Raw genomic sequence first — 17,922 nt, 5'->3', positions numbered from 1 at the left:
ACCACCAAGACGCCAGATACATCAGCCAACACCAACGCATGTCACCACACGCAGCGCCAACCACGCATCCCCGCCCAGATAGCAATCATAACCATCTGCACAACAGATTTAATTGTGAAACAACTTGGCCGGACTTGCGCCCGGCCAACCGAACCACTTAGGTTTCCCTGTGTGGTGGGCGGGCTTCCTACCGGGTCACCCCGGAGCCGTCAAGCGGCTTCTTTCTCAGCCCGCCGCCGGGGTCGCCCCCGTTCGTCGTGGGGCGGGTTCTATGGGGACCGGCCGGACCTGTAAACCCCCACCGCATGTGACAGAGACATGGCAGCCATGAAAGGCCGGACCCATCGCGAAACGGGCCCGGTTTTCCGCCGTTTCAGGCCGTTTCGGGCTCCAGGGTCTTCACCTCGAGCCCATCCAGCCCCTCGGTCACCTCCAGGGAATCCCCAGCCTTCACAGCGCCTTCCAGCAGCATCCCGGCCAGGCGGTCCTGCAGGTTCCGCTGGATCACCCGCTTGAGCGGCCGCGCCCCATAGACCGGGTCATAGCCCGCCTCGGCCAGCCAATCCCGCGCCGCCTCGTCCAGCGTGAGCGTGATCTTCCGGTCCTCCAGCAGTTCCCGCAGGCGGCCGAGCTGGATCTCGACGATCCGGCCCATGTCTTCCCGGGCCAGGCGCCGGAACAGCACCACCTCGTCCAGCCGGTTCAGGAATTCCGGGCGAAACCGCTCGCGCACCGCCCGCATCACGGCCGGCCGCGCCTGTTCCACCTCCGCCCCGTCCGGCAGTTCCGAAATGGCCTGGGAGCCGAGGTTGCTGGTCAGCACGATCATGCAGTTGCGGAAATCCACGGTCCGGCCCTGCCCGTCCGTCAGGCGGCCATCGTCCAGCACCTGCAGCAGGATGTTGAACACATCCTCATGCGCCTTCTCGACCTCGTCGAAGAGGATGACCTGGTAGGGCCGGCGCCGCACCGCCTCGGTCAGCGTGCCGCCCTCCTCGTACCCGACATAGCCCGGAGGGGCGCCGATCAGCCGCGCTACGGCGTGCTTCTCCATGAACTCGCTCATGTCGATTCGCGTCATGGCGCGGTCATCGTCGAAGAGGAAGGACGCGGTCGCCTTCACCAACTCCGTCTTGCCCACGCCGGTCGGTCCCAGGAACAGGAAGCTGCCAATCGGCCGATTCGGGTCCTGCAACCCGGCCCGCGCCCGGCGCACCGCCTTGGCGACGGCCTCCAGCGCCTCCTCCTGCCCCACGACCCGGCGGCGCAGCTCGTCTTCCATGCGCAGCAGCTTGGCGCGCTCGCCCTCCAGCATCTTCTCGACCGGGATGCCGGTCCAGCGGCTGACGACCTGCGCGATGCCCTCCTCGGTCACCGCCTCATTCACCAGCCGCGCGCCGCCGCCGCCGGCTTCGGCGATCTGCTTCTCCAGCGTCGGGATGGTCCCGTAGCGCAGCTCGGCGGCCTTGTTCAGGTCGCCGCGGCGTTCGGCCAGCTCCTGCTCGGTGCGGGCCTGGTCCAGCTGCTCCTTGAGCTTCTGGCTCTCGACCACGGCGCCCTTCTCGGCCTCCCAGGTCGCGGTCATGGCGGCACTCTTCTCGGCCAGCTCCGAGAGCTCCGCCTCGAGCTTCACCAGCCGCTCCTTCGAGGCGGCGTCCTCCTCGCGCTTCAGCGCCTCGCGCTCGATCTTGAGCTGCAGCAGGCGGCGGTCGAGCTCGTCCAGCTCCTCCGGCTTGCTGTCCACCTGCATGCGCAGGCGCGACGCCGCCTCATCCACCAGGTCGATCGCCTTGTCGGGCAGGAAGCGGTCGGTGATGTAGCGGTTGCTCAGCGTGGCCGCCGCCACCAGCGCGCCATCGGTGATGCGCACGCCGTGATGCAGCTCATACTTCTCGCGGATGCCGCGCAGGATGCTGACCGTATCGGCCACGCTCGGTTCGCCCACCATCACAGGCTGGAAGCGCCGTGCGAGCGCCGCGTCCTTCTCGATGTGCTTGCGGTATTCGTCGAGCGTCGTGGCGCCGATGCAGTGCAGCTCGCCGCGCGCCAGCGCCGGCTTCAGCAGATTGGACGCATCCATCGCGCCATCCGCCTTGCCCGCGCCGATCAGCGTGTGCAGCTCGTCGATGAAGAGGATGACCTGGCCGGCCGCTTCCTCCACTTCCTTCAGCAGGCCCTTCAGCCGCTCCTCGAACTCGCCGCGATACTTGGCGCCGGCGACCATGGCGCCGAGGTCCACGGACATCACGCGCTTGTCCTTCAGCGCCTCGGGCACGTCGCCCTTGGCGATGCGCAGCGCGAGACCCTCGACGATCGCGGTCTTGCCCACGCCGGGCTCGCCGATCAGCACCGGGTTGTTCTTGGTGCGACGCGCCAGCACCTGGATGGCGCGGCGGATCTCCTCGTCGCGCCCGATCACGGGGTCGAGCTTGCCAGTGCGCGCGGCCTCGGTCAGGTCGCGGGCGTATTTCTTCAGCGCGTCGAAACTGTCCTCGGCGGCCGGCGCATCCACCTTGCGGCCCTTGCGCAGGCGCGTGATGGCTTCCTCCAGCGCATCGGGCGTGATGCGCCCGGCCTTGAGCGCGCGGGAGGCCGCGCTGTCGGCCATGGCGAGGCCGAGCAGCATGCGGTCCTGCGCCACATAGGCGTCACCCGCCTTGCTCGCCGCCTGCTGCGCAGCGTCGAGCGCGCGCACCAGCTCGGCCGTCAGCTGCGGCGCCTGGCCGGCGCCCGCGCCCTGCACGGCTGGGATTTTCCGCAGCTCGGCCTCGATGGCGCCGCGCACGGCGTTGGCGTCGCCGCCGGCGGCGGCGATCAGGCCGGTGGCAGCCCCCTGCTCGTCATCGAGCAACGCCTTGAGCAGATGCCCGGGCGTGAGCTGCTGGTGGTATTCGCGAATCGCGATGGTCTGGGCGGCCTGGATGAATCCCCGGGCGCGCTCGGTGAACTTTTCGATATCCATATGGTCCCTCCTTGAGGCGACAGATGCAGCGGCGCCCCCGATCGGGCAGCACCGCCTTGCCCATATTGTGGGAACGCGCGAGCCTGGGATTCAAGGCCAATCGGGAGCTGAGCCATGCGCGTCGAACACATCTACCGCTACCCGGTGAAGGGCTTCTCCGCCGAGGCGCTGGAGGAGGTGACCCTCACCCCCGGCGAATGCCTGCCGCATGATCGGCGCTTCGCCTTGGCCCAAGCCGATTCCGGCTTCGACACGGCCGCCCCCGTCTGGATGCGCAAGACCAATTTCGCCTGCCTCATGGCCAATGCGCGCTTGGCAAAACTCCACACGGCCTATGACCCGCATACCGGCGAGTGGGTGATCCGCCCCACTGGGGGCGAGCCCTTCATCGCCAATATCCACACCGAGGCCGGCCGCGCCGCCGCCGAGGCGTGGATGACGCGCTTCATGGCCGAGGAGGCGCGCGGGCCGCTGCGCTTCGTCGAGGCGCCGGGCTACAACTTCACCGACATTCCGCAGAAATCGGTCTCCATCATCTCGCTGGCCAGCCTGCATGCGCTGGAACGCGCGGCGGGCATGCGGCTCGACCCGATCCGCTTCCGGGCGAACATCTATGTCTCGGGCGGGAAGGAATGGGGCGATTTCGACCTGATGGGCCAGGAGATCCAGCTCGGCCAGGCGAAGCTGCGCGTCTGGAAGCGCATCGTCCGCTGCCCGGCGACGGAGGTGAACCCCGACACGGCCGAGCGGGACGCGAAGCCACCGCGCGTGCTGCGCGAGAATTTCGGCCATGCCGATCTGGGCGTGCAGGCGGAAGTGCTGGAGGGCGGGCGCGTCGCCGTGGGAGACTCGCTGGAGGCGTTCGCGCCCACCTGAATCTTGAGGAAGGAGAACGAAGAATGAGAACCTCATCCCTGGCCGTGATCGGCCTGTCCCTTGCCCTGCTGGCCGGCTGCGCGGCCGAGCCGCCGGGCGCCAGCCTGCCCGCCGGCTCGCCTGGTTCACCGCTCGATGCGGCGGGCCGCGCCATGGGGCCCTTCCGCGGCCCCGCCTTCGAGGTCCGGCCGGATGTCTCCATCACGAGCTGCCTCGTCGTCTATCACACGGGCGCGGATTTCCCCTTCTCGCTGCAGACGCCTGGCGCGCTGGTGGCGATGGGGGGCCAGTGCCCCTCCACCTTCTGGCAGGCGACGGCGGCGAGCGCCGAGGATCTCGGCCTGCGCGGTCGTGTGCAGATCGCGGGCATCGGCACCTGCCTGCTGCCGCAGGGCCCCTCGCGCATGGGTGCCGCGCCGGGCTGCTACTGAGCCGGGCCTGATCGTCCTGGGCGGCATCGCCCGGGACGGGCATCAGGCGCGGAACAAGCCGGCCGGGCCGGGGCGCCTCAGCTCTCCGGCCCGTCCAGGATCCATTGCAGGGGCGCCACGGCGAGTGCCGCGACCAGGCGCAGCGTGGGCAGTTGCGCCGCCGAATAATGGCCCGCGCCATGCAGCAGGTTGAGCGCGCCCAGCGTGTGCCCGTTCCACCGGATGGGCACGTTCACGCAGGATTCGCAGCCGAGCGAGAGGATCAGCTCATGGTCGGCGAAGGCGCGAATGATGTCCTCCCTGTCGTGACAGAACCGCACCTCGCCCGCCTCCACCACGCGGCGGTAATAATCGCTGCCGCGCTGCACCGGCTTGTAGCCGCCCACCGGGTATTCCACCGGCCGGCTGGAATGATAGCGCCGGTTCTGGGTGCGCGATTCGTCCAGCACCAGCACGGTGAAGAGGCGGTGGCCCACCAGGCTCGCCAGCGCCGCCTCCATGGCGGCGAGGCCGACGCCGGGCTGGCCGGGGGCCGCGAGGGCCTGGGCAAGATCCTCCAGCGTCATGGCGCCGACCGATCGCGATGCATGCCGAACCTCCCTCGCCCGTTGCCGGGAGCATGGGCTCAGCCTGCCGAAAAGGAAACCGGGCAAAAGAAACGGGCCGGTTGGTTGTCCAACCGGCCCGTGGCCCGCGAGGGACCAGTCTGGCTTCGGCTTGCCGGGAAATAGCCTCCACCTGATGCCGCTAGCGAAGGCCCTCGCGGGTCGCATGGCGGCAAGGGGAGAGTGCGCCCGATTTTCCTGCCGAGAGGTGGTAGGATGATGAACTCCACGCAATTGCGAGTTGAGAACTCGGAAACGTGGACACTCTGAATGTCATTTTTATCTGACAGTTGATGTCGCCGAAATCGCAACGAATCCGCGCTTTGGCAGGCGTAGCCTGGAATGCGGAAACCGGCCCGGCGATGCGGAGGCGTGCCGCGCGGAGCGGGTGCCGCGCAGAATCTGACATGCTCCGGAAAAAAATATTTTAGTGCGTGACGCGCTTCCAGGTCAGGACCAGGACGTCCCGGCTGGAGGGGAGCCCGGGGTCCATCGGCTCGACGGGCGTCACGCCATGCATCACCCGCCGGTCGTCCAGCACGGCGAGGTCGAGCAGCCCCTCGAGGGTGAAGCGCGCATGCTCGGCACCGGCGTCATCGGTCACCAGCGTCTCGCCACCCTGCAGGTTGGTACGCGCCAGCATCGCGATGAGAACCACATCCACGCCGTCATGATGCACCCCCTCCGGCGTCGGCAGCCCTGGGGCGCCGGCAACCGCCTCGACCCGGAACTGGTGCATCTCGACGAACCAGGGCGTACCCGGGTGGAGGCCGTCCGCCACGGAGCGGCCCAGACCGAGCAGCCCGGTGCAGACCGGGTTCAGGGCCACCGCATCCTCGACCGGCGCGAACCAGCGATCCACGCCCCCGTTGAGCTTGTTGTGGACAGAGGCCTGGAAATGCGGCCGGTGCAGGCCCCGGCGATGTCCCGCCTCGCCCGGCAGGGCCAGGAAATTGGCCAGGCGCCGGCGCCGATAGCGCCCGCCATCGGCCATGAAGCCGTCCATCTCGAGCCGCTGCCAACTCTCCGTGAAACTGTGCAGTGCCGGCCCGGGCGCGCCCAGCAGGGCCTGCGTCGCCTCCGGCCGCAGCCGGGCGAAACCGCGGGCCTGGACCTCGGCGAGCACGTTCACGACGCGTCCCCGATGGGTGGGGCGTCGGCCACCCCGGCCAGCACCTCAGCCACGTGGCGCACCCGGATGGTGCTGCCTTCGCGCTTCAGGCGCCCGGCCATGTTGAGCAGGCATCCGAGATCGCCCGCGAGCAGCGTATCCGCGCCGGTCGCGGTGATGTTGGCCACCTTGTCGCTCACCATGCGGGTCGAGATCTCGGGGTACTTGACGCAGAAGGTGCCGCCGAAGCCGCAGCAGATCTCGGAATCCGCCATCTCCGTGAGGCCCAAGCCCTGCACGCTCTCGAGCAGGCGGCGCGGCTGTGCCTTGACCCCCAGCTCACGGAGCCCTGAGCAGGAATCGTGATAGGTCACTGTGCCGTCATAGGTGGCCTCGACATGCCGCACCTTCAGCACATCGGTCAGGAAGGAGGTGAGCTCGTGCGTCTTGGCGGCCAGCGCCTCGGCCTGGCCACGCGCCTCCGGGTCATGCTCGGCGAAGAGGCCCGGATAATGATGGCTGATCATGCCGGCGCAGGAGCCGGAGGGCGCGACGACATAATCATAGGGCAGGAAGGCGGCGATCACCTGGCGGGCGATCTCCTGCGCGCTGGCCCGGTCACCCGAATTGAAGGCGGGCTGGCCGCAGCAGGTCTGGGCCAGCGGCACCACAACCTCGCAGCCCGCATCCTCCAGCAGCTTGATGGCGGCAAAGCCGACGGAGGGCCGGTAGAGATCCACCAGGCAGGTGACGAAGAGGGCGATGCGGGGCTTGGACATGCGAAGGAGCCTAGCGGCCTTCGCCGCGCCCGGAAATCACCCGGGCGCGGCGCAGCCATGCAGTCAGGGGATCAGCCGCTGCGCGTGGCGGTCAGCTTCCAGGTCGGGTCCTTGGCGGTCAGGTCGCGCTGGAAGGTCCAGATATCAATCACTTCCGTGATGGCGTCCGAACCGGCCACGATCTCGCCGCCGCGGGCCGTTGTCATATTCACCTGATCGGAGACGAACCGGACCGTCACATCGGCGACCGTGCCGCGCAGTTCCGCACCCTCCAGCGCCATTTCATGCATCGAGCGGATTTCGGTGCGCTGGGTCTCCCCCGCGGCCTCGCGGCCGGCGACAGCCTGCTCGAAGCCGGAATAGGTCTCGTCGGAAAGGAGGGCGCGCAGCGTCTGCCGGTCGCCCTGGGCGAAGGCGGTGACGATCATGCGGAAGGCGCCCTCGGCCCCATCGAGGAAACCATTGGGCGAAAAGCTCGGGTCCATCGCCACGATCTGCGTCAGAACGGTTCCGGCCGGGCTTTGCGGGCTGGGCAGGTTGCGCCGCGCACCGCTGCCGCGGGCGGGCATCACCTGATCGGCCATGCCCTCGATCCGCGCGGCCCGCGCATCGGGGATGCCCTCGGGCTGGGGCGGCCGCTCGAAGCCTTGCCGCTTGCCCAGCACGCTGCGCAGGCGCAGGACCAGGAAGGCCGCGACCATGGCGAAGAGAATCAGATCAATCGGGAAACCGCCCTGCATTGGGACCTCCAGTGGCCCTTCTACTTAGTGATGGCATGGACCAGCCGCAACGGTGCCGTCACGGATTCCAGGCCGGAACATGCCGCTTGCCGCCGTCCGGGCCGCCCGCTACCCAGCATCACATGATCTTCCTGCGCCATGGTCAATCCGAGTTCAACCTGCATTTCACGGCCACCCGCCGGGACCCGGGCATCATCGACCCGAAGCTGACGCCGCTCGGCCATCAGCAGGCGGCCCGCGCGGCAGCGGCGCTGGCGGCGCGCGACATCCGGCGGATCATCGTCTCGCCCTATACCCGCGCGCTGGAAACCGCCGCCCCGGTGGCCCAGGCGCTCGGCCTGCCGCTCACCGTCACGCCCACGGTGCGGGAGCGCTACGCCTTCACCTGCGATGTGGGCTCGCCCATCAGCCAGCTCCGCGCCGCCTGGCCGGAGGTGGGCTTCCATGCCATCGAGGAGATCTGGTGGCCCGCCATCGAGGAGCCGGCGGAGCAGGTGGAGGCCCGCGCCCGTCTCTTCCGCGCCGAGATGGCGGCGCTGGACGACTGGGCCCATACGCTGGTCGTCTCGCATTGGGGCTTCATCCTCGCCTTCACGGGCAAATCCGTGATGAATGGCGACATGATCGAGGCCAACCCGACAGAGGCCCACCCGGAACAGGTGGTCTGGAAGCATCATTAGTTCATGCCCTCAGCGCCGGGCCATGCACTTTGGTGGGCGGCGCCGGCCGCCTTGCGGCCGGATGAACCGTAGGGTCTCGCCTCCCTCCTGAGCCCTTCCCTTCGGTCGCGAATGCGGCGAGGCTTCGGGCAATCATAAAGGAGGACCGCCCATGACCATCACCCGCCGCACCAGCCTCGCCCTGCCCGGCGCGCTCCTGGCCGCTCCGGCCGTCGTGTCGTCCGCCGGGGCCCAGGCCGATTGGCGGCCCGGCCAGCAGATGCGGATTGTCGTCCCAGCAGCCCCGGCCGGCACCACGGACATCATGGCCCGCATGCTCTCGCCCCATCTCCAGGCGCGCTTCGGAACGCCCGTCGTGGTGGAGAACCGCTCGGGCGGCGGCGGCACCATCGGCACGCTGGAGGTGCTGCGCGCCCCGGCCGATGGGCTCACCCTGCTCTCCGGCAATATCGGACCGCAATCCATCGCCTATTCGCTGTTCCGCAACCTGCAATACCGGCCGGAGCAGCTGCAGCCCGTCGGCAACATGATCCGCGGCCCCAACGTGCTGCTGCTGCACCCGAGCATCCCGGCGACCACCGTTCCGGAGTTCGTGGCGCATCTGAAGCGCAACCCGGGCCGCCTCGCCTATGGCTCCTCCGGCGTCGGCCAGTCGCCGCATCTCTCGGGCGTCTGGTTCAACCAGCTCACCGGCACGGAGGCGACGCATGTGCCCTTCCGCGGCGCCGGCCCGCTGATGATCGACCTGATCGCCGGCAATGTGCAGTTCAGCTTCGACAACCTCACCACCTCGGTGCAGCAGATCCGCGCGGGCCAGGTGCGCGCGCTCGCCGTCACCAGCGCCGACCGCAGCGCCCAGATGCCGGAACTGCCCGCCCTGCGGGAGACGATGCCGGAGCTGGCGAATTACGACGTCAGCACCTGGTTCGGCATGTTCGCCGCCGCCGGCATCCCGCCCGCCGCGCTGCGCACGCTGAACGCCGAGATCAACGCGCTGCTGAACACCGAGGAGACGCGCGCGCGCTTCGCCCAGATGGGCGGCGTGGCCATGCCAGGCAGCCCGGAGGATTTCGCGCGCTTCGTCCAGGCCGAGATCGTGAAGTGGCGCGGCGTCATCCAGCGTGAGGGGTTGCAGATCGATGTCTCCTGAATTCCGGCATGACTGAGCTGATCGTCACTGGCGGCACCGTCATCACGCTCGATGACGCGCGCCGCGTCATTCCCGACGGCGCGGTGGCGCTGCGGGGCGGGCGGATCATGGGCGTGGGCACGGCGGCCGAGATCGCGGCCCGCTTCCCCAAGCCCGCCCGCGTCCTGGACGCCAAGGGCAAGGCGGTGCTGCCGGGCCTGATCGACACCCACGCCCATGCCGGCCACGGCCTGGTGAAGACCATGGGCAATGGCGGGCCGGAATGGAGCGAGGCCTGCCGCGTCATCTACAGCAGCGCCTCGCCCGCCGCCTTCTGGTACGCCGAGGCACGCCTCGCGGGGCTGGAGCGCCTGAAGGCGGGTGTGACCACCGGCGTCTCCGTGCTGGGCGGCGGTGACTGCATCATGCGCCTCGACACGCCCGCCGCCGGCGAGGCCCGGGCGCGCGCCATCGCCGAGATCGGCATCCGTGACATCATGGCCGTCGGCCCCCGCCGCCCGCCCTTCCCGCATGACTTCGTGATGGAGGATGGCAGCACCCGCGCCATCCGCTTCGAGGACATGCTGGAGACCATGGGCCTGCTCTTCGAGCGCGTGCATGACCGCGGCCGCATGCGCCTGTGCACCTTCATGCCCGTCTACCGGGAGGCCACGCATGACGCGGCGAAGGTCGCGGAGATCAAGGCCCAGGGGCGTGCCGTGCGGGAGCTCGGCGCCCGCTTCAAGGCGCGCTTCCACCAGGATGGCCACCGCACCAACAGCATCGTGATGGCCGATGAGATGTTCGGCCTGCTGGGGCCGGACGCCTTCCTCTCCCACTGCACCGACCTGAGTGACGAGGACATCGCGACACTCGTGAAGACGGGCGCGCATGTGATCCACAACCCGACGGCCATCGCCGCCGTGCGCGGCTTCTGCCCCGTCGTGAAGCTGCTCGATGCGGGCGTGAACGTGGCGGTGGCGAGCGACGGCACCGCACCCGACCGCAGCGGCGACATGTTCCGCCACGCCTTCGAGGCGATGCGCTACGCCCAGCGCGCCGCGCGCGACGACAGCCTGATCCCGCCCGGCCGCGCGCTGGAGATGATCACGGTGGATGCCGCCGCGGCACTCGGCATGGAACGCGAGATCGGCAGCCTGGAAGAGGGCAAGCGCGCCGATCTCATCACCGTGGACCTCACCGCGCCGCACATGGTGCCGGCCAACATGCCGGTCTGGCGCGTCGTCTGCTACGCGACCGCCGCCGATGTACGCGATGTGGTGGTGGGCGGCGAGTTGCTGATGGAAGGCCGGCGCGTGGCGCATCTGGACGAGGCGGAAATCGTGGCGGCGGCCGAGGCCGAGACGGCGCAGATGCTGCGGCGCTCCGGCCTTTCGCATCTCGTGGCCGAGGACCCGGGCTGGCGGCGCACGCGGCGTTAGCTAAGCTGCCTCGCCGGACGAGGATCACCGCTTGCCGCTCTGGGTCGCCATCACCGTCACCGCCGCGCTGTTCCAGACCTGGCGCACCGCCCTGCAGCAGCGCCTGCGCGGCCAATTGTCGCTGAACGGCGCGGCCGTCGTGCGCTACCTCTATGGCGTGCCCTTCGGGCTTGTGATTCTCGGCGCCTATTGGCTGATCTTCGGCGGCGGCTTCGGCACGCCGACACCCTATTTCCTGCTGCTCTGCGCCCTGGCCGGCATCACGCAGATCTTCGGCACCAACCTGCTCATCGCCTCCTTCGGGCCGCGCGGATTCGCCGTCGGCACCGCCTATTCGAAGACCGAGGCAGTGCAGGCCTCCATCATCGCCGTCATCATCCTGGGCGAGGTGCTGCCCGTGCTCTCCTGGCTCGGCATCGCCGTCAGCGTCACGGGGGTGATGTATCTCTCGCTCGCGGGGCGCGGCATGCGGCCGGGCGATCTCTGGCGGGCGACGCTGCAGCCGGCGGCGCTCTGCGGCATCGGCGCGGGCTTCTGCTTCGCCTTCACCTCCATCTGCGTGCGCAAGGCGAACATGGAGCTGCCGGGCACGGACCCGCTGCTCAAGGCGCTGTTCTCCGTCGTCGTCACGAACATGATGCAGACCGTGATGCAGGGCGGCTGGCTGCTGCTGCGCGAACCCGCCCAGGTGATGGCCGTGTTCCGCAGCTGGCGGGACAGCGCCAAGGTCGGCGCGCTTTCGGCGGCCGGCTCCTGCTGCTGGTTCATGGGCTTCGCCCTGGCGCCCGTCGCGCTGGTGCGTGCGGTGGGCCAGGTGGAGATCCTCTTCACCCTGCTCTTCAGCCGCTTCTTCCTGGGCGAGCGGCTGAAGACGAAGGATGTGACCGGCGCGCTCATGGTGGTCGCCGGCGTGGTGCTGGTGCTGGCGGGCAGCGTATCGCTCAGCTGAAGAGCTTGAGCACCGCGGCCTTGTCCACGGCTTCCAGCGTGGCCGGCGTCCAGGCGGGCTTGCCGTCCTTGTCCACCAGCACGCTGCGCACGCCCTCGCGGAAATCCGGATGGTCATGCACCACGGTGCGGGTCAGCTTCAGCTCCTCATCCAGGCACTGGCGGAGATTCATCCCCGCGCCGCGCTTCAGCAATTCGAGCGAGACGCTGAGGCTGGTGGGCGACATGCGGCGGAGGATCTTCACCTGCGCCTCGGCCCATTCGCCGCCCGCCTTCTCCAGCACGGCGATGATGCCGAGCACGCTGTCCTGCGCGAAGGCCTCGTCAATCAGCGCGCGATGCGGCGCGAAGCTCGCCGCCGGCAGGGGGGCGGCGAAGCGCTCGATCACGCCGGCATCGCCGGTCTCGACCAGCGCGGCGCGCAGCGCGGGGAAGTTCTCACGCAGGACATAGTGGGTGGCGAGGCCCGCATGCACGCAATCGGCCCCCGAAAGCCGCGCGCCGGTCAGCGCCAGCCAGGTGCCGAGCTTGCCCGGCAGCCGGGGCAGGATGTGGCTGGTGCCCACATCGGGGAAGAGCGCGATGGCCGTCTCGGGCATGGCCAGCAGCGCATGCTCGCTCACCACGCGCGGGCCGTTGTGGATGGCGAGGCCGATGCCACCGCCCATGCAGACGCCATCAATGAGCGAGACCCAGGGCTTGGGGAACAGCGCGATGCCCTCGTTCACCGCATATTCCTCGGTGAAGAAGGCCTCGACCGGCGCGCGGTCGCCCGCGATCGCGGCCTCGCGCACGGCGCGGACATCGCCACCCGCGCAGAAGGCGCGCCCGCCCGCGCCCTCGAGCAGGACGAGCTTGACGGCGGCGTCATCCTTCCATTGCGCGATGGCGGCGGCGAAATCCCGGATCATGCCGATGTCCAGCGCGTTCAGCGCCTTGGGGCGGTTCATCAGGATGGTGCCGGCATGGCCCTCGCGGTTCAGGATCAGGCTCGCTTCGCTCATGGTGCTTCCTCAATCTGCTTCCTGCGGCGGTAGCGCGCGGGGTGGCACCTGTCCACCCTCGAAAACCTTGCGGAATGGCCGCCATGCCATCAGGTTGGGCGGGCTTCACCCCAAGGAGGAAAACCCCATGGCCTTCATCCATCGCCGCGGCCTGCTGCTCGGCGCCGCCGCGCTTGGCGCCTTCGCGATCACCGGCCGCGCCCAGGCCCAGGCGCCCGCGGCGGCACCGGCGCCCGCGCCGACCGGCCCCTTCACCCTGGCCCCCCTGCCCTATGCCTTCGATGCGAACGAGGCCGCGATCGACGCCCGCACCATGGAATTGCACTGGCGCTTCCACCATGGCGCGCAGGTGGCGAACCTGAACCGTGCGCTGGTGGGGCAGGACGCCTTCGCCGCCATGCAGCTCGATGAGCTGCTGATGAACCTCTCGCGGGTGCCGGAAGCGGTGCGCGGCGCCATCCGCAACAATGGCGGCGGCCATGCCAACCACACCATGTTCTGGGAGATCATGGGTGGCCGCGGCGGCGAGCCGACGGGCGACCTGCTCGCCGCGATCAACCGTGACCTGGGCGGCATGACGGAGTTCCGCAACCGCTTCAACGCCGCCAGCATGGGCGTCTTCGGCTCGGGCTGGGCCTTCGTGACGGTGACGCCCTCGGGCACGCTCGCCATCGCCACCCGGCCGAACCAGGACAACCCGCTGATGGATGGCCAGCGCGTGCTGATGGGCAATGACGTGTGGGAGCACGCCTATTATCTGCGCTACCAGAACCGCCGCAACGAGTATGTCTCGAACTGGTGGAACATCCTGAACTGGGACAAGATCGCGGCGCGCTATGGGGCCGCGATGGCCGGCACGCTCCGGGTCTGAGAATCACAAGGGGGGCCGCGGCCCCCCTTGCTGCAAGCGCGGCGGGAAGGGCCGTTCAGCCCCTCTTCGCCTTGAAGGCCGTGAAGTGCGGCGCTTCCTTCACGATGCGGTTTTCCATCTTGATCAGCATGCCGCCCTCGGCCGCCGCCTTCAGATAGGCGCCCCAGGCCGGGTCGGCGGCCATCGCCGCGCGGCGCTGCTCGCGGTCGCCCTGGTCCTTGTAGCCCCAGAGATGGACGACGGTGTTCAGCTCGCCTTCCACGGTGGTGTACCAGCCCAGGCAGTTCTCCAGGTATTTGAGCTGGAGCGGCCAGGCCTTCTCCTCATAGAGCTTCACGAAATCCGCCATGCGGTTCGGCAGGCAGGTGTAGATGCGCAGGTCAACGATCATCGGGATTTCCTCCAGAACAACCCCGACATGATCCGCGAAATCCACAAGGGGGCATAGCACCCCCGAAGCAAGAAGGGCGGACCGCCCCCGCGATCCGCCCCCCGTGGCCCTCCGGTGGCTTCGCCACCGGAGGATGAACCCCACTCACAGGCTCAGCGCCAATCCGGCCCCCCCGGAAAAACGCGCAGCGTTTCTTTGGGGATCATTGAATATCCACCGGCACGAGGTCCTGGAACCAGGATTGCGCGCTGGTGAAGCCCCGCACCCGGCGATGCATGGCGCGCGGATTCAGGTCATGCACGATGTAGAGCCAGGGCGGATTGTCCACGAGGCGCGCATGCGCCCGGGCATAGGCCGCGTTGAACTCGCTCTCATTCGTCGCGCGCTCGAGCGCGGCGAAGGCCGTCTCGAACTCCGGGTCATTGAACTGCGGCCAGTTGAAGCCGTTGGGCGGCGTGAAGGCCTGCAGGAAGTAGCGCGCGGCCACGCTCGGGTCGCTGGATGGCGAGGAGGGATTGAGCGCCAGCGAACCGGCCAGCACCGGCGCGCCCGGCGGGCTGCGCGTGGCCTGCAGCAGCGTGTTCCACTCCGTCACCTCGAAGGTGACGTTCACGCCGCAGGCCTGGCGGAGGTTCTGCTGCAGGAACTCGTTCATCGGCAGCGGCAGCATCTGGCCCGAGCCCGAGGTGCTGATCATCACCTTGAAGCTCAGCGGGCGCTGCGCGTTGAAGCCGGCTTCGGCCAGCAGCGCGCGGCCGCGGGCGGGGTCGAAGGTGTAGCGGTTCTGCGGCGTGCCGAAATTCGGGTCATTGGGCTTGAGCCAGCCCACGCTCGGCTCCGCCGTGCCGTTCAAGAGCTGCACCAGCCCCGCCCGGTCCACGCAGTAGTTCAGGCCCTGGCGCACGCGCACATCGCGGAAGGGCGTCTCGCCACCCATCTGGAAGAACCAGGGCCAGACATGCGGGTAGCTGCCCGTGGTGATGTTGAAGCCCGCCTGCCGCAGCGAGGGGATGGCATCGGGCGGCGGCACCTCGATCCAGTCCACCTGCCCGGAGCGCAGCGCGGCGAGGCGCGTCGTCGCCTCCGGCATGGGCAGCAGCAGCACGCGGTCCAGCCGCGGGATGCGCGTGCGGTCCCAGTATTGCTCGTTCTTGGACAGCTCGGCCGAGGTGCGCGGTACGAAGCGGCTGAGGCGGAAGGGCCCGGTGCCGGCCGGCGGCAGGGCCGCAACCCGCGCCCAGTCGCGCCCGCCATCCTCGAAGCTCTTCGGCGAGGTGAAGAGGATATAGACCGCCATATAGGGGAAGTAGGAGGCGACGCGGTTGGTGCGGAAGGCGATCGTCCGCTCATCCACCTTGCGGTAGCTCTCCATGATCGGGATGCGGGCACGGGTGATGGCGGAGCCCTGCGCCTCGAATTGCGGCGACTGGTTGTTGAAGTAGCGCTCGAGGTTCCAGATCACCGCATCCGCATTGAACGGCGTGCCGTCATGGAAGCGGACGCCCTCGCGCAGGGTGAAGAGCCAGGTCTGCGGGTCGTTCGGGTCCTGGCGCCAGGATTCCGCAAGGCCAGGGCGCAGCCCGGCGGGGCGGTCGGCGCTGGAGAGATCCCAGAGCACCAGGCCTTCGAAGACCGGATAGCCGAGGAAGCGCATCCCCTCGAAGCCGTTGTTCGGCATGCCGGTGGTGGTCGGCACATCGGCCGCCGTCATGGCGATGCGCAGCGTCCTCTGCGGCGTCTGCTGGGCGATGGCGGGAAGCGCCATGAGGGTCGCGGCCATGCCGAGCCCCATCACCTTCCAAGTTGCGGCCTTGAGCGTGAACCTCATGATGCCCCTCCGGGATTTTTGGTCGCGGCATACGACCAGCGGCGATTGCCCACAGCAAGGGCTTCGGACAGCCGTTTCGCTCCCGGGAGGCGGGCATCTGAGTAGAAAAGCGGCAAATTGCCCGGGATCGCGAAAATGCGGCCCTGCCCAGGCCATGGCAGCCGGGCGCTTTCCCCTGGCACCCGTCTTGCATCGCGAGCGCGCCACCGCAGGAGCACGCCATGCCGAAGCATCTGACCCCGGCCCAGGTCGAGCAGTTCCGCAGCCAGGGCTATGCCTTCCCCTTCACCGCGATCGAGCCCTCGCAGGCTTTCGAATATCGCCGCCGCATCGAGGCCTATGAGGCGAGCGTCGGGCACGACGCCAACCGCACGCTCAAGATCAAGGGCCACCTGCCCTTTCCCTGGCTCGTGGATCTCGGCCGCAACCCGCGCATCCTGGACGCGGTGGAGGATGTGATCGGCCCCAATATCCTGCTCTTCGGCGCCAGCATCTTCGCCAAGGATGGCGGCGATCCGCGCTATGTCTCCTGGCATCAGGATTCCGCCTATTTCGGCCTCTCCCCGCATGAGGAGGTGACGGCCTGGGTCGCGCTGACCGAGGCGAGCGAGGCGCATGGCTGCCTGCGCGTGGTGCCCGGCAGCCACCTCCAACCCGACCTCAAGCATGTCGAGACCTTCGCGGCCGACAACATGCTGGCCAAGGGGCAGGAAATTCAGGGCATCGACGAAAGCCTCGCCGTCTCCATGCCGCTCGCGGCCGGGCAGTTCTCGCTGCATCACGAGCGCACGGCGCATTCCTCCCTGCCCAACCGCGCGGGGGATCGCCGCATCGGCTTCGCCTTCTTCTACATCCCGACGCATGTGCGCTCGACCATCGGCCGCCGCCCCGCGACGCTGGTGCGGGGCGTGGACACCTACGGCCATTGGGACACCGACAACCTGCCGGCGCGCGACCTCGATCCTGCCAGCATGGCGCAGCTCGCCGCGGCCTGGGGCGAGTACAAGGATGGCGACATCCTCCAGGCCGCCGACATGGAGCCCGTGGAATGATGCAGACCCCCCGCCGCACCCTGCTGGCCGCCATGGGCGGCAGCCTCGCCGCCCCCGCCGTGCTGGCGCAGACGCTGACGCCGATCCGCCTGACCCTGCCCTGGCTGGCGCAGGGTGCCACCGCCTATGCCTATGTGGCGCGCGAGATGGGCAGCTTCCGCAACCGCGGCATCGAGGCGAGCGTGACCCGCGGCTTCGGCTCCAACGCCGCCGCCCAGGCCATCGCGCAGAACCAGTTCGAATTCGGCCTGGTGGGGGCGAGCTCCGTCATCCTGAACGCGGCGCGCGGCCTGCCCCTGGTGGGGCTGGCCACCGTGAACTACGACATGACCATGGGCATCCTGCTGCGGCAGGATTCGCCGATCCGCTCGCCGAAGGACCTGGAAGGCCGGCGCCTCGCCATCGTGCCGGCCGGCGTGGATGCGCCCTTCATCCCGGCCTATCTGCGCCTCGCCGGCGTGGATGCCTCGCGCATCACCATGCAGCAGGTGGACAACCGCGTCTTCGAGCGCACCATCATCGACCGCCAGGTGGATGCGGGCTCGGGCATCGGCTCCTCCTCCATCCCGGTCATGATGGCGCAGAACGCGCCGCACCGGCTGATGCTCTTCTCCGCCGTCGGGCTGCAATTCTACGCGAACGTGATCACCACGCGCCCCGAGATCCTCCAGCGCAGCCCCGATCTCTGCGAGCGCGTGGTGGATGCCCTGCTGGAGGCCGCCGCCTTCCAGCTGCGCGAGCCCGACCGCGCGCTGGACATGCTGATCCGCCAGGTGCCCGAGATCGGCATCACGGCCGGCGGGCGCGACAATGCGCGGCTCAGCCAGGGCATCATGCAATCCACGATGCTGCAGCCCGAGGCGATGGAGAACGGCCTGGGCTGGACCGACTTCGCCCGCTGGTCCCGCATGACCGACCTCGTGATGGAGTTCGGCGGCGCCGAGGGCGGGCGGCGGCCGGAGACGGAGACGCTCATCAGCAACCGCTTCGCCGGCAAGGTGAAGCTGAGCGCCGCCGAATGGGCGGAGGTGCGGAGCAAGATCGCCCCCTTCGCCGCGCTGCTGGGCTGAGGC

At 69.0% G+C, this 17,922-nt stretch carries 17 protein-coding genes; 9 read left to right on the top strand and 8 right to left on the bottom strand.

Going from position 1 to position 17,922, the window contains the following annotated elements; translation table 11 throughout:
• Window positions 1-373 precede the first annotated feature (373 nt).
• Window positions 374-2,962 carry an ATP-dependent chaperone ClpB gene (clpB, locus tag KTR66_RS19320; protein ID WP_213615460.1) on the bottom strand — a complete coding sequence of 863 codons (2,589 nt, stop codon included), beginning with the start codon at window positions 2,960-2,962 and terminating at the stop codon, window positions 374-376.
• 114 nt (window positions 2,963-3,076) lie between these two features.
• Here clpB and KTR66_RS19315 point away from each other — a divergent pair, with 114 nt between their 5' ends.
• Together KTR66_RS19315 and KTR66_RS19310 are read left to right on the top strand one after the other, a co-directional pair.
• Window positions 3,077-3,838, top strand: coding sequence for an MOSC domain-containing protein (locus KTR66_RS19315; RefSeq protein ID WP_213615458.1), 762 nt, complete (start codon window positions 3,077-3,079; stop codon window positions 3,836-3,838).
• Window positions 3,839-3,861: 23 nt separating this feature from the next.
• Window positions 3,862-4,269: a hypothetical protein gene (locus KTR66_RS19310; RefSeq protein WP_213615456.1), complete on the top strand. Its 408-nt coding sequence runs from the start codon at window positions 3,862-3,864 to the stop codon at window positions 4,267-4,269.
• 77 nt (window positions 4,270-4,346) lie between these two features.
• Here the strand turns inward: KTR66_RS19310 and KTR66_RS19305 are convergent, their stop codons facing one another.
• The 4 genes from KTR66_RS19305 to KTR66_RS19290 all read right to left on the bottom strand — a co-directional run bounded on the left by KTR66_RS19305 (window position 4,347) and on the right by KTR66_RS19290 (window position 7,504).
• Window positions 4,347-4,835: a GAF domain-containing protein gene (locus KTR66_RS19305; protein ID WP_213615454.1), complete on the bottom strand. Its 489-nt coding sequence runs from the start codon at window positions 4,833-4,835 to the stop codon at window positions 4,347-4,349.
• Window positions 4,836-5,301: 466 nt separating this feature from the next.
• Complete coding sequence (locus tag KTR66_RS19300; protein ID WP_213615452.1) at window positions 5,302-6,006, bottom strand: 2OG-Fe dioxygenase family protein; 705 nt, start codon at window positions 6,004-6,006, stop codon at window positions 5,302-5,304.
• On the bottom strand, window positions 6,003-6,764 hold the full coding sequence (locus KTR66_RS19295; protein ID WP_213615450.1) for a (Fe-S)-binding protein: 762 nt from the start codon (window positions 6,762-6,764) through the stop codon (window positions 6,003-6,005). The genes KTR66_RS19300 and KTR66_RS19295 overlap by 4 nt, the downstream gene beginning before the upstream one ends.
• Window positions 6,765-6,835: 71 nt before the next feature.
• The gene (locus KTR66_RS19290; RefSeq protein ID WP_213615448.1) at window positions 6,836-7,504 is read right to left on the bottom strand and encodes a Tim44/TimA family putative adaptor protein; all 669 of its coding nucleotides are present in this window, start codon (window positions 7,502-7,504) and stop codon (window positions 6,836-6,838) included.
• 122 nt (window positions 7,505-7,626) lie between these two features.
• Here KTR66_RS19290 and KTR66_RS19285 point away from each other — a divergent pair, with 122 nt between their 5' ends.
• From KTR66_RS19285 to KTR66_RS19270, 4 genes are all read left to right on the top strand, one after another.
• The gene (locus KTR66_RS19285; RefSeq protein ID WP_213615446.1) at window positions 7,627-8,184 is read left to right on the top strand and encodes a histidine phosphatase family protein; all 558 of its coding nucleotides are present in this window, start codon (window positions 7,627-7,629) and stop codon (window positions 8,182-8,184) included.
• A gap of 151 nt (window positions 8,185-8,335) precedes the next feature.
• Window positions 8,336-9,334, top strand: coding sequence for a tripartite tricarboxylate transporter substrate binding protein (locus KTR66_RS19280; protein ID WP_213615444.1), 999 nt, complete (start codon window positions 8,336-8,338; stop codon window positions 9,332-9,334).
• Between the two features lie 8 nt (window positions 9,335-9,342).
• Entirely contained in the window at window positions 9,343-10,755 is a 1,413-nt protein-coding gene (locus tag KTR66_RS19275; RefSeq protein ID WP_213615442.1) for an amidohydrolase family protein, read from the top strand.
• Between the two features lie 31 nt (window positions 10,756-10,786).
• Entirely contained in the window at window positions 10,787-11,704 is a 918-nt protein-coding gene (locus KTR66_RS19270; protein WP_213615440.1) for a DMT family transporter, read from the top strand.
• Here KTR66_RS19270 and KTR66_RS19265 read toward each other — a convergent pair.
• Entirely contained in the window at window positions 11,697-12,707 is a 1,011-nt protein-coding gene (locus tag KTR66_RS19265) for an enoyl-CoA hydratase/isomerase family protein (protein ID WP_213615438.1), read from the bottom strand. The two genes, KTR66_RS19270 and KTR66_RS19265, sit on opposite strands and share 8 nt — an antisense overlap.
• A 127-nt stretch (window positions 12,708-12,834) precedes the next feature.
• Here KTR66_RS19265 and KTR66_RS19260 point away from each other — a divergent pair, with 127 nt between their 5' ends.
• Window positions 12,835-13,578: a superoxide dismutase gene (locus tag KTR66_RS19260; protein ID WP_213615436.1), complete on the top strand. Its 744-nt coding sequence runs from the start codon at window positions 12,835-12,837 to the stop codon at window positions 13,576-13,578.
• Between the two features lie 55 nt (window positions 13,579-13,633).
• Here the strand turns inward: KTR66_RS19260 and KTR66_RS19255 are convergent, their stop codons facing one another.
• Complete coding sequence (locus KTR66_RS19255; RefSeq protein ID WP_213615434.1) at window positions 13,634-13,969, bottom strand: NIPSNAP family protein; 336 nt, start codon at window positions 13,967-13,969, stop codon at window positions 13,634-13,636.
• Window positions 13,970-14,171: 202 nt separating this feature from the next.
• Entirely contained in the window at window positions 14,172-15,797 is a 1,626-nt protein-coding gene (locus KTR66_RS19250) for an ABC transporter substrate-binding protein (protein WP_213615432.1), read from the bottom strand.
• 221 nt (window positions 15,798-16,018) lie between these two features.
• Here KTR66_RS19250 and KTR66_RS19245 point away from each other — a divergent pair, with 221 nt between their 5' ends.
• On the top strand, window positions 16,019-16,849 hold the full coding sequence (locus KTR66_RS19245; RefSeq protein ID WP_213615430.1) for a phytanoyl-CoA dioxygenase family protein: 831 nt from the start codon (window positions 16,019-16,021) through the stop codon (window positions 16,847-16,849).
• On the top strand, window positions 16,846-17,919 hold the full coding sequence (locus KTR66_RS19240) for an ABC transporter substrate-binding protein (protein WP_213615428.1): 1,074 nt from the start codon (window positions 16,846-16,848) through the stop codon (window positions 17,917-17,919). Before KTR66_RS19245 ends, KTR66_RS19240 begins: the two co-directional genes overlap by 4 nt.
• Window positions 17,920-17,922 lie beyond the last annotated feature (3 nt).

Origin of the sequence: Roseococcus sp. SDR (genome assembly GCF_019083995.1) — a bacterium.
In the GTDB taxonomy this organism is placed as follows: Bacteria; Pseudomonadota; Alphaproteobacteria; order Acetobacterales; family Acetobacteraceae; genus Roseococcus.
Note: the sequence above shows the minus strand (reverse complement) of the source record. Positions and strands in the feature narration are given on the sequence as shown.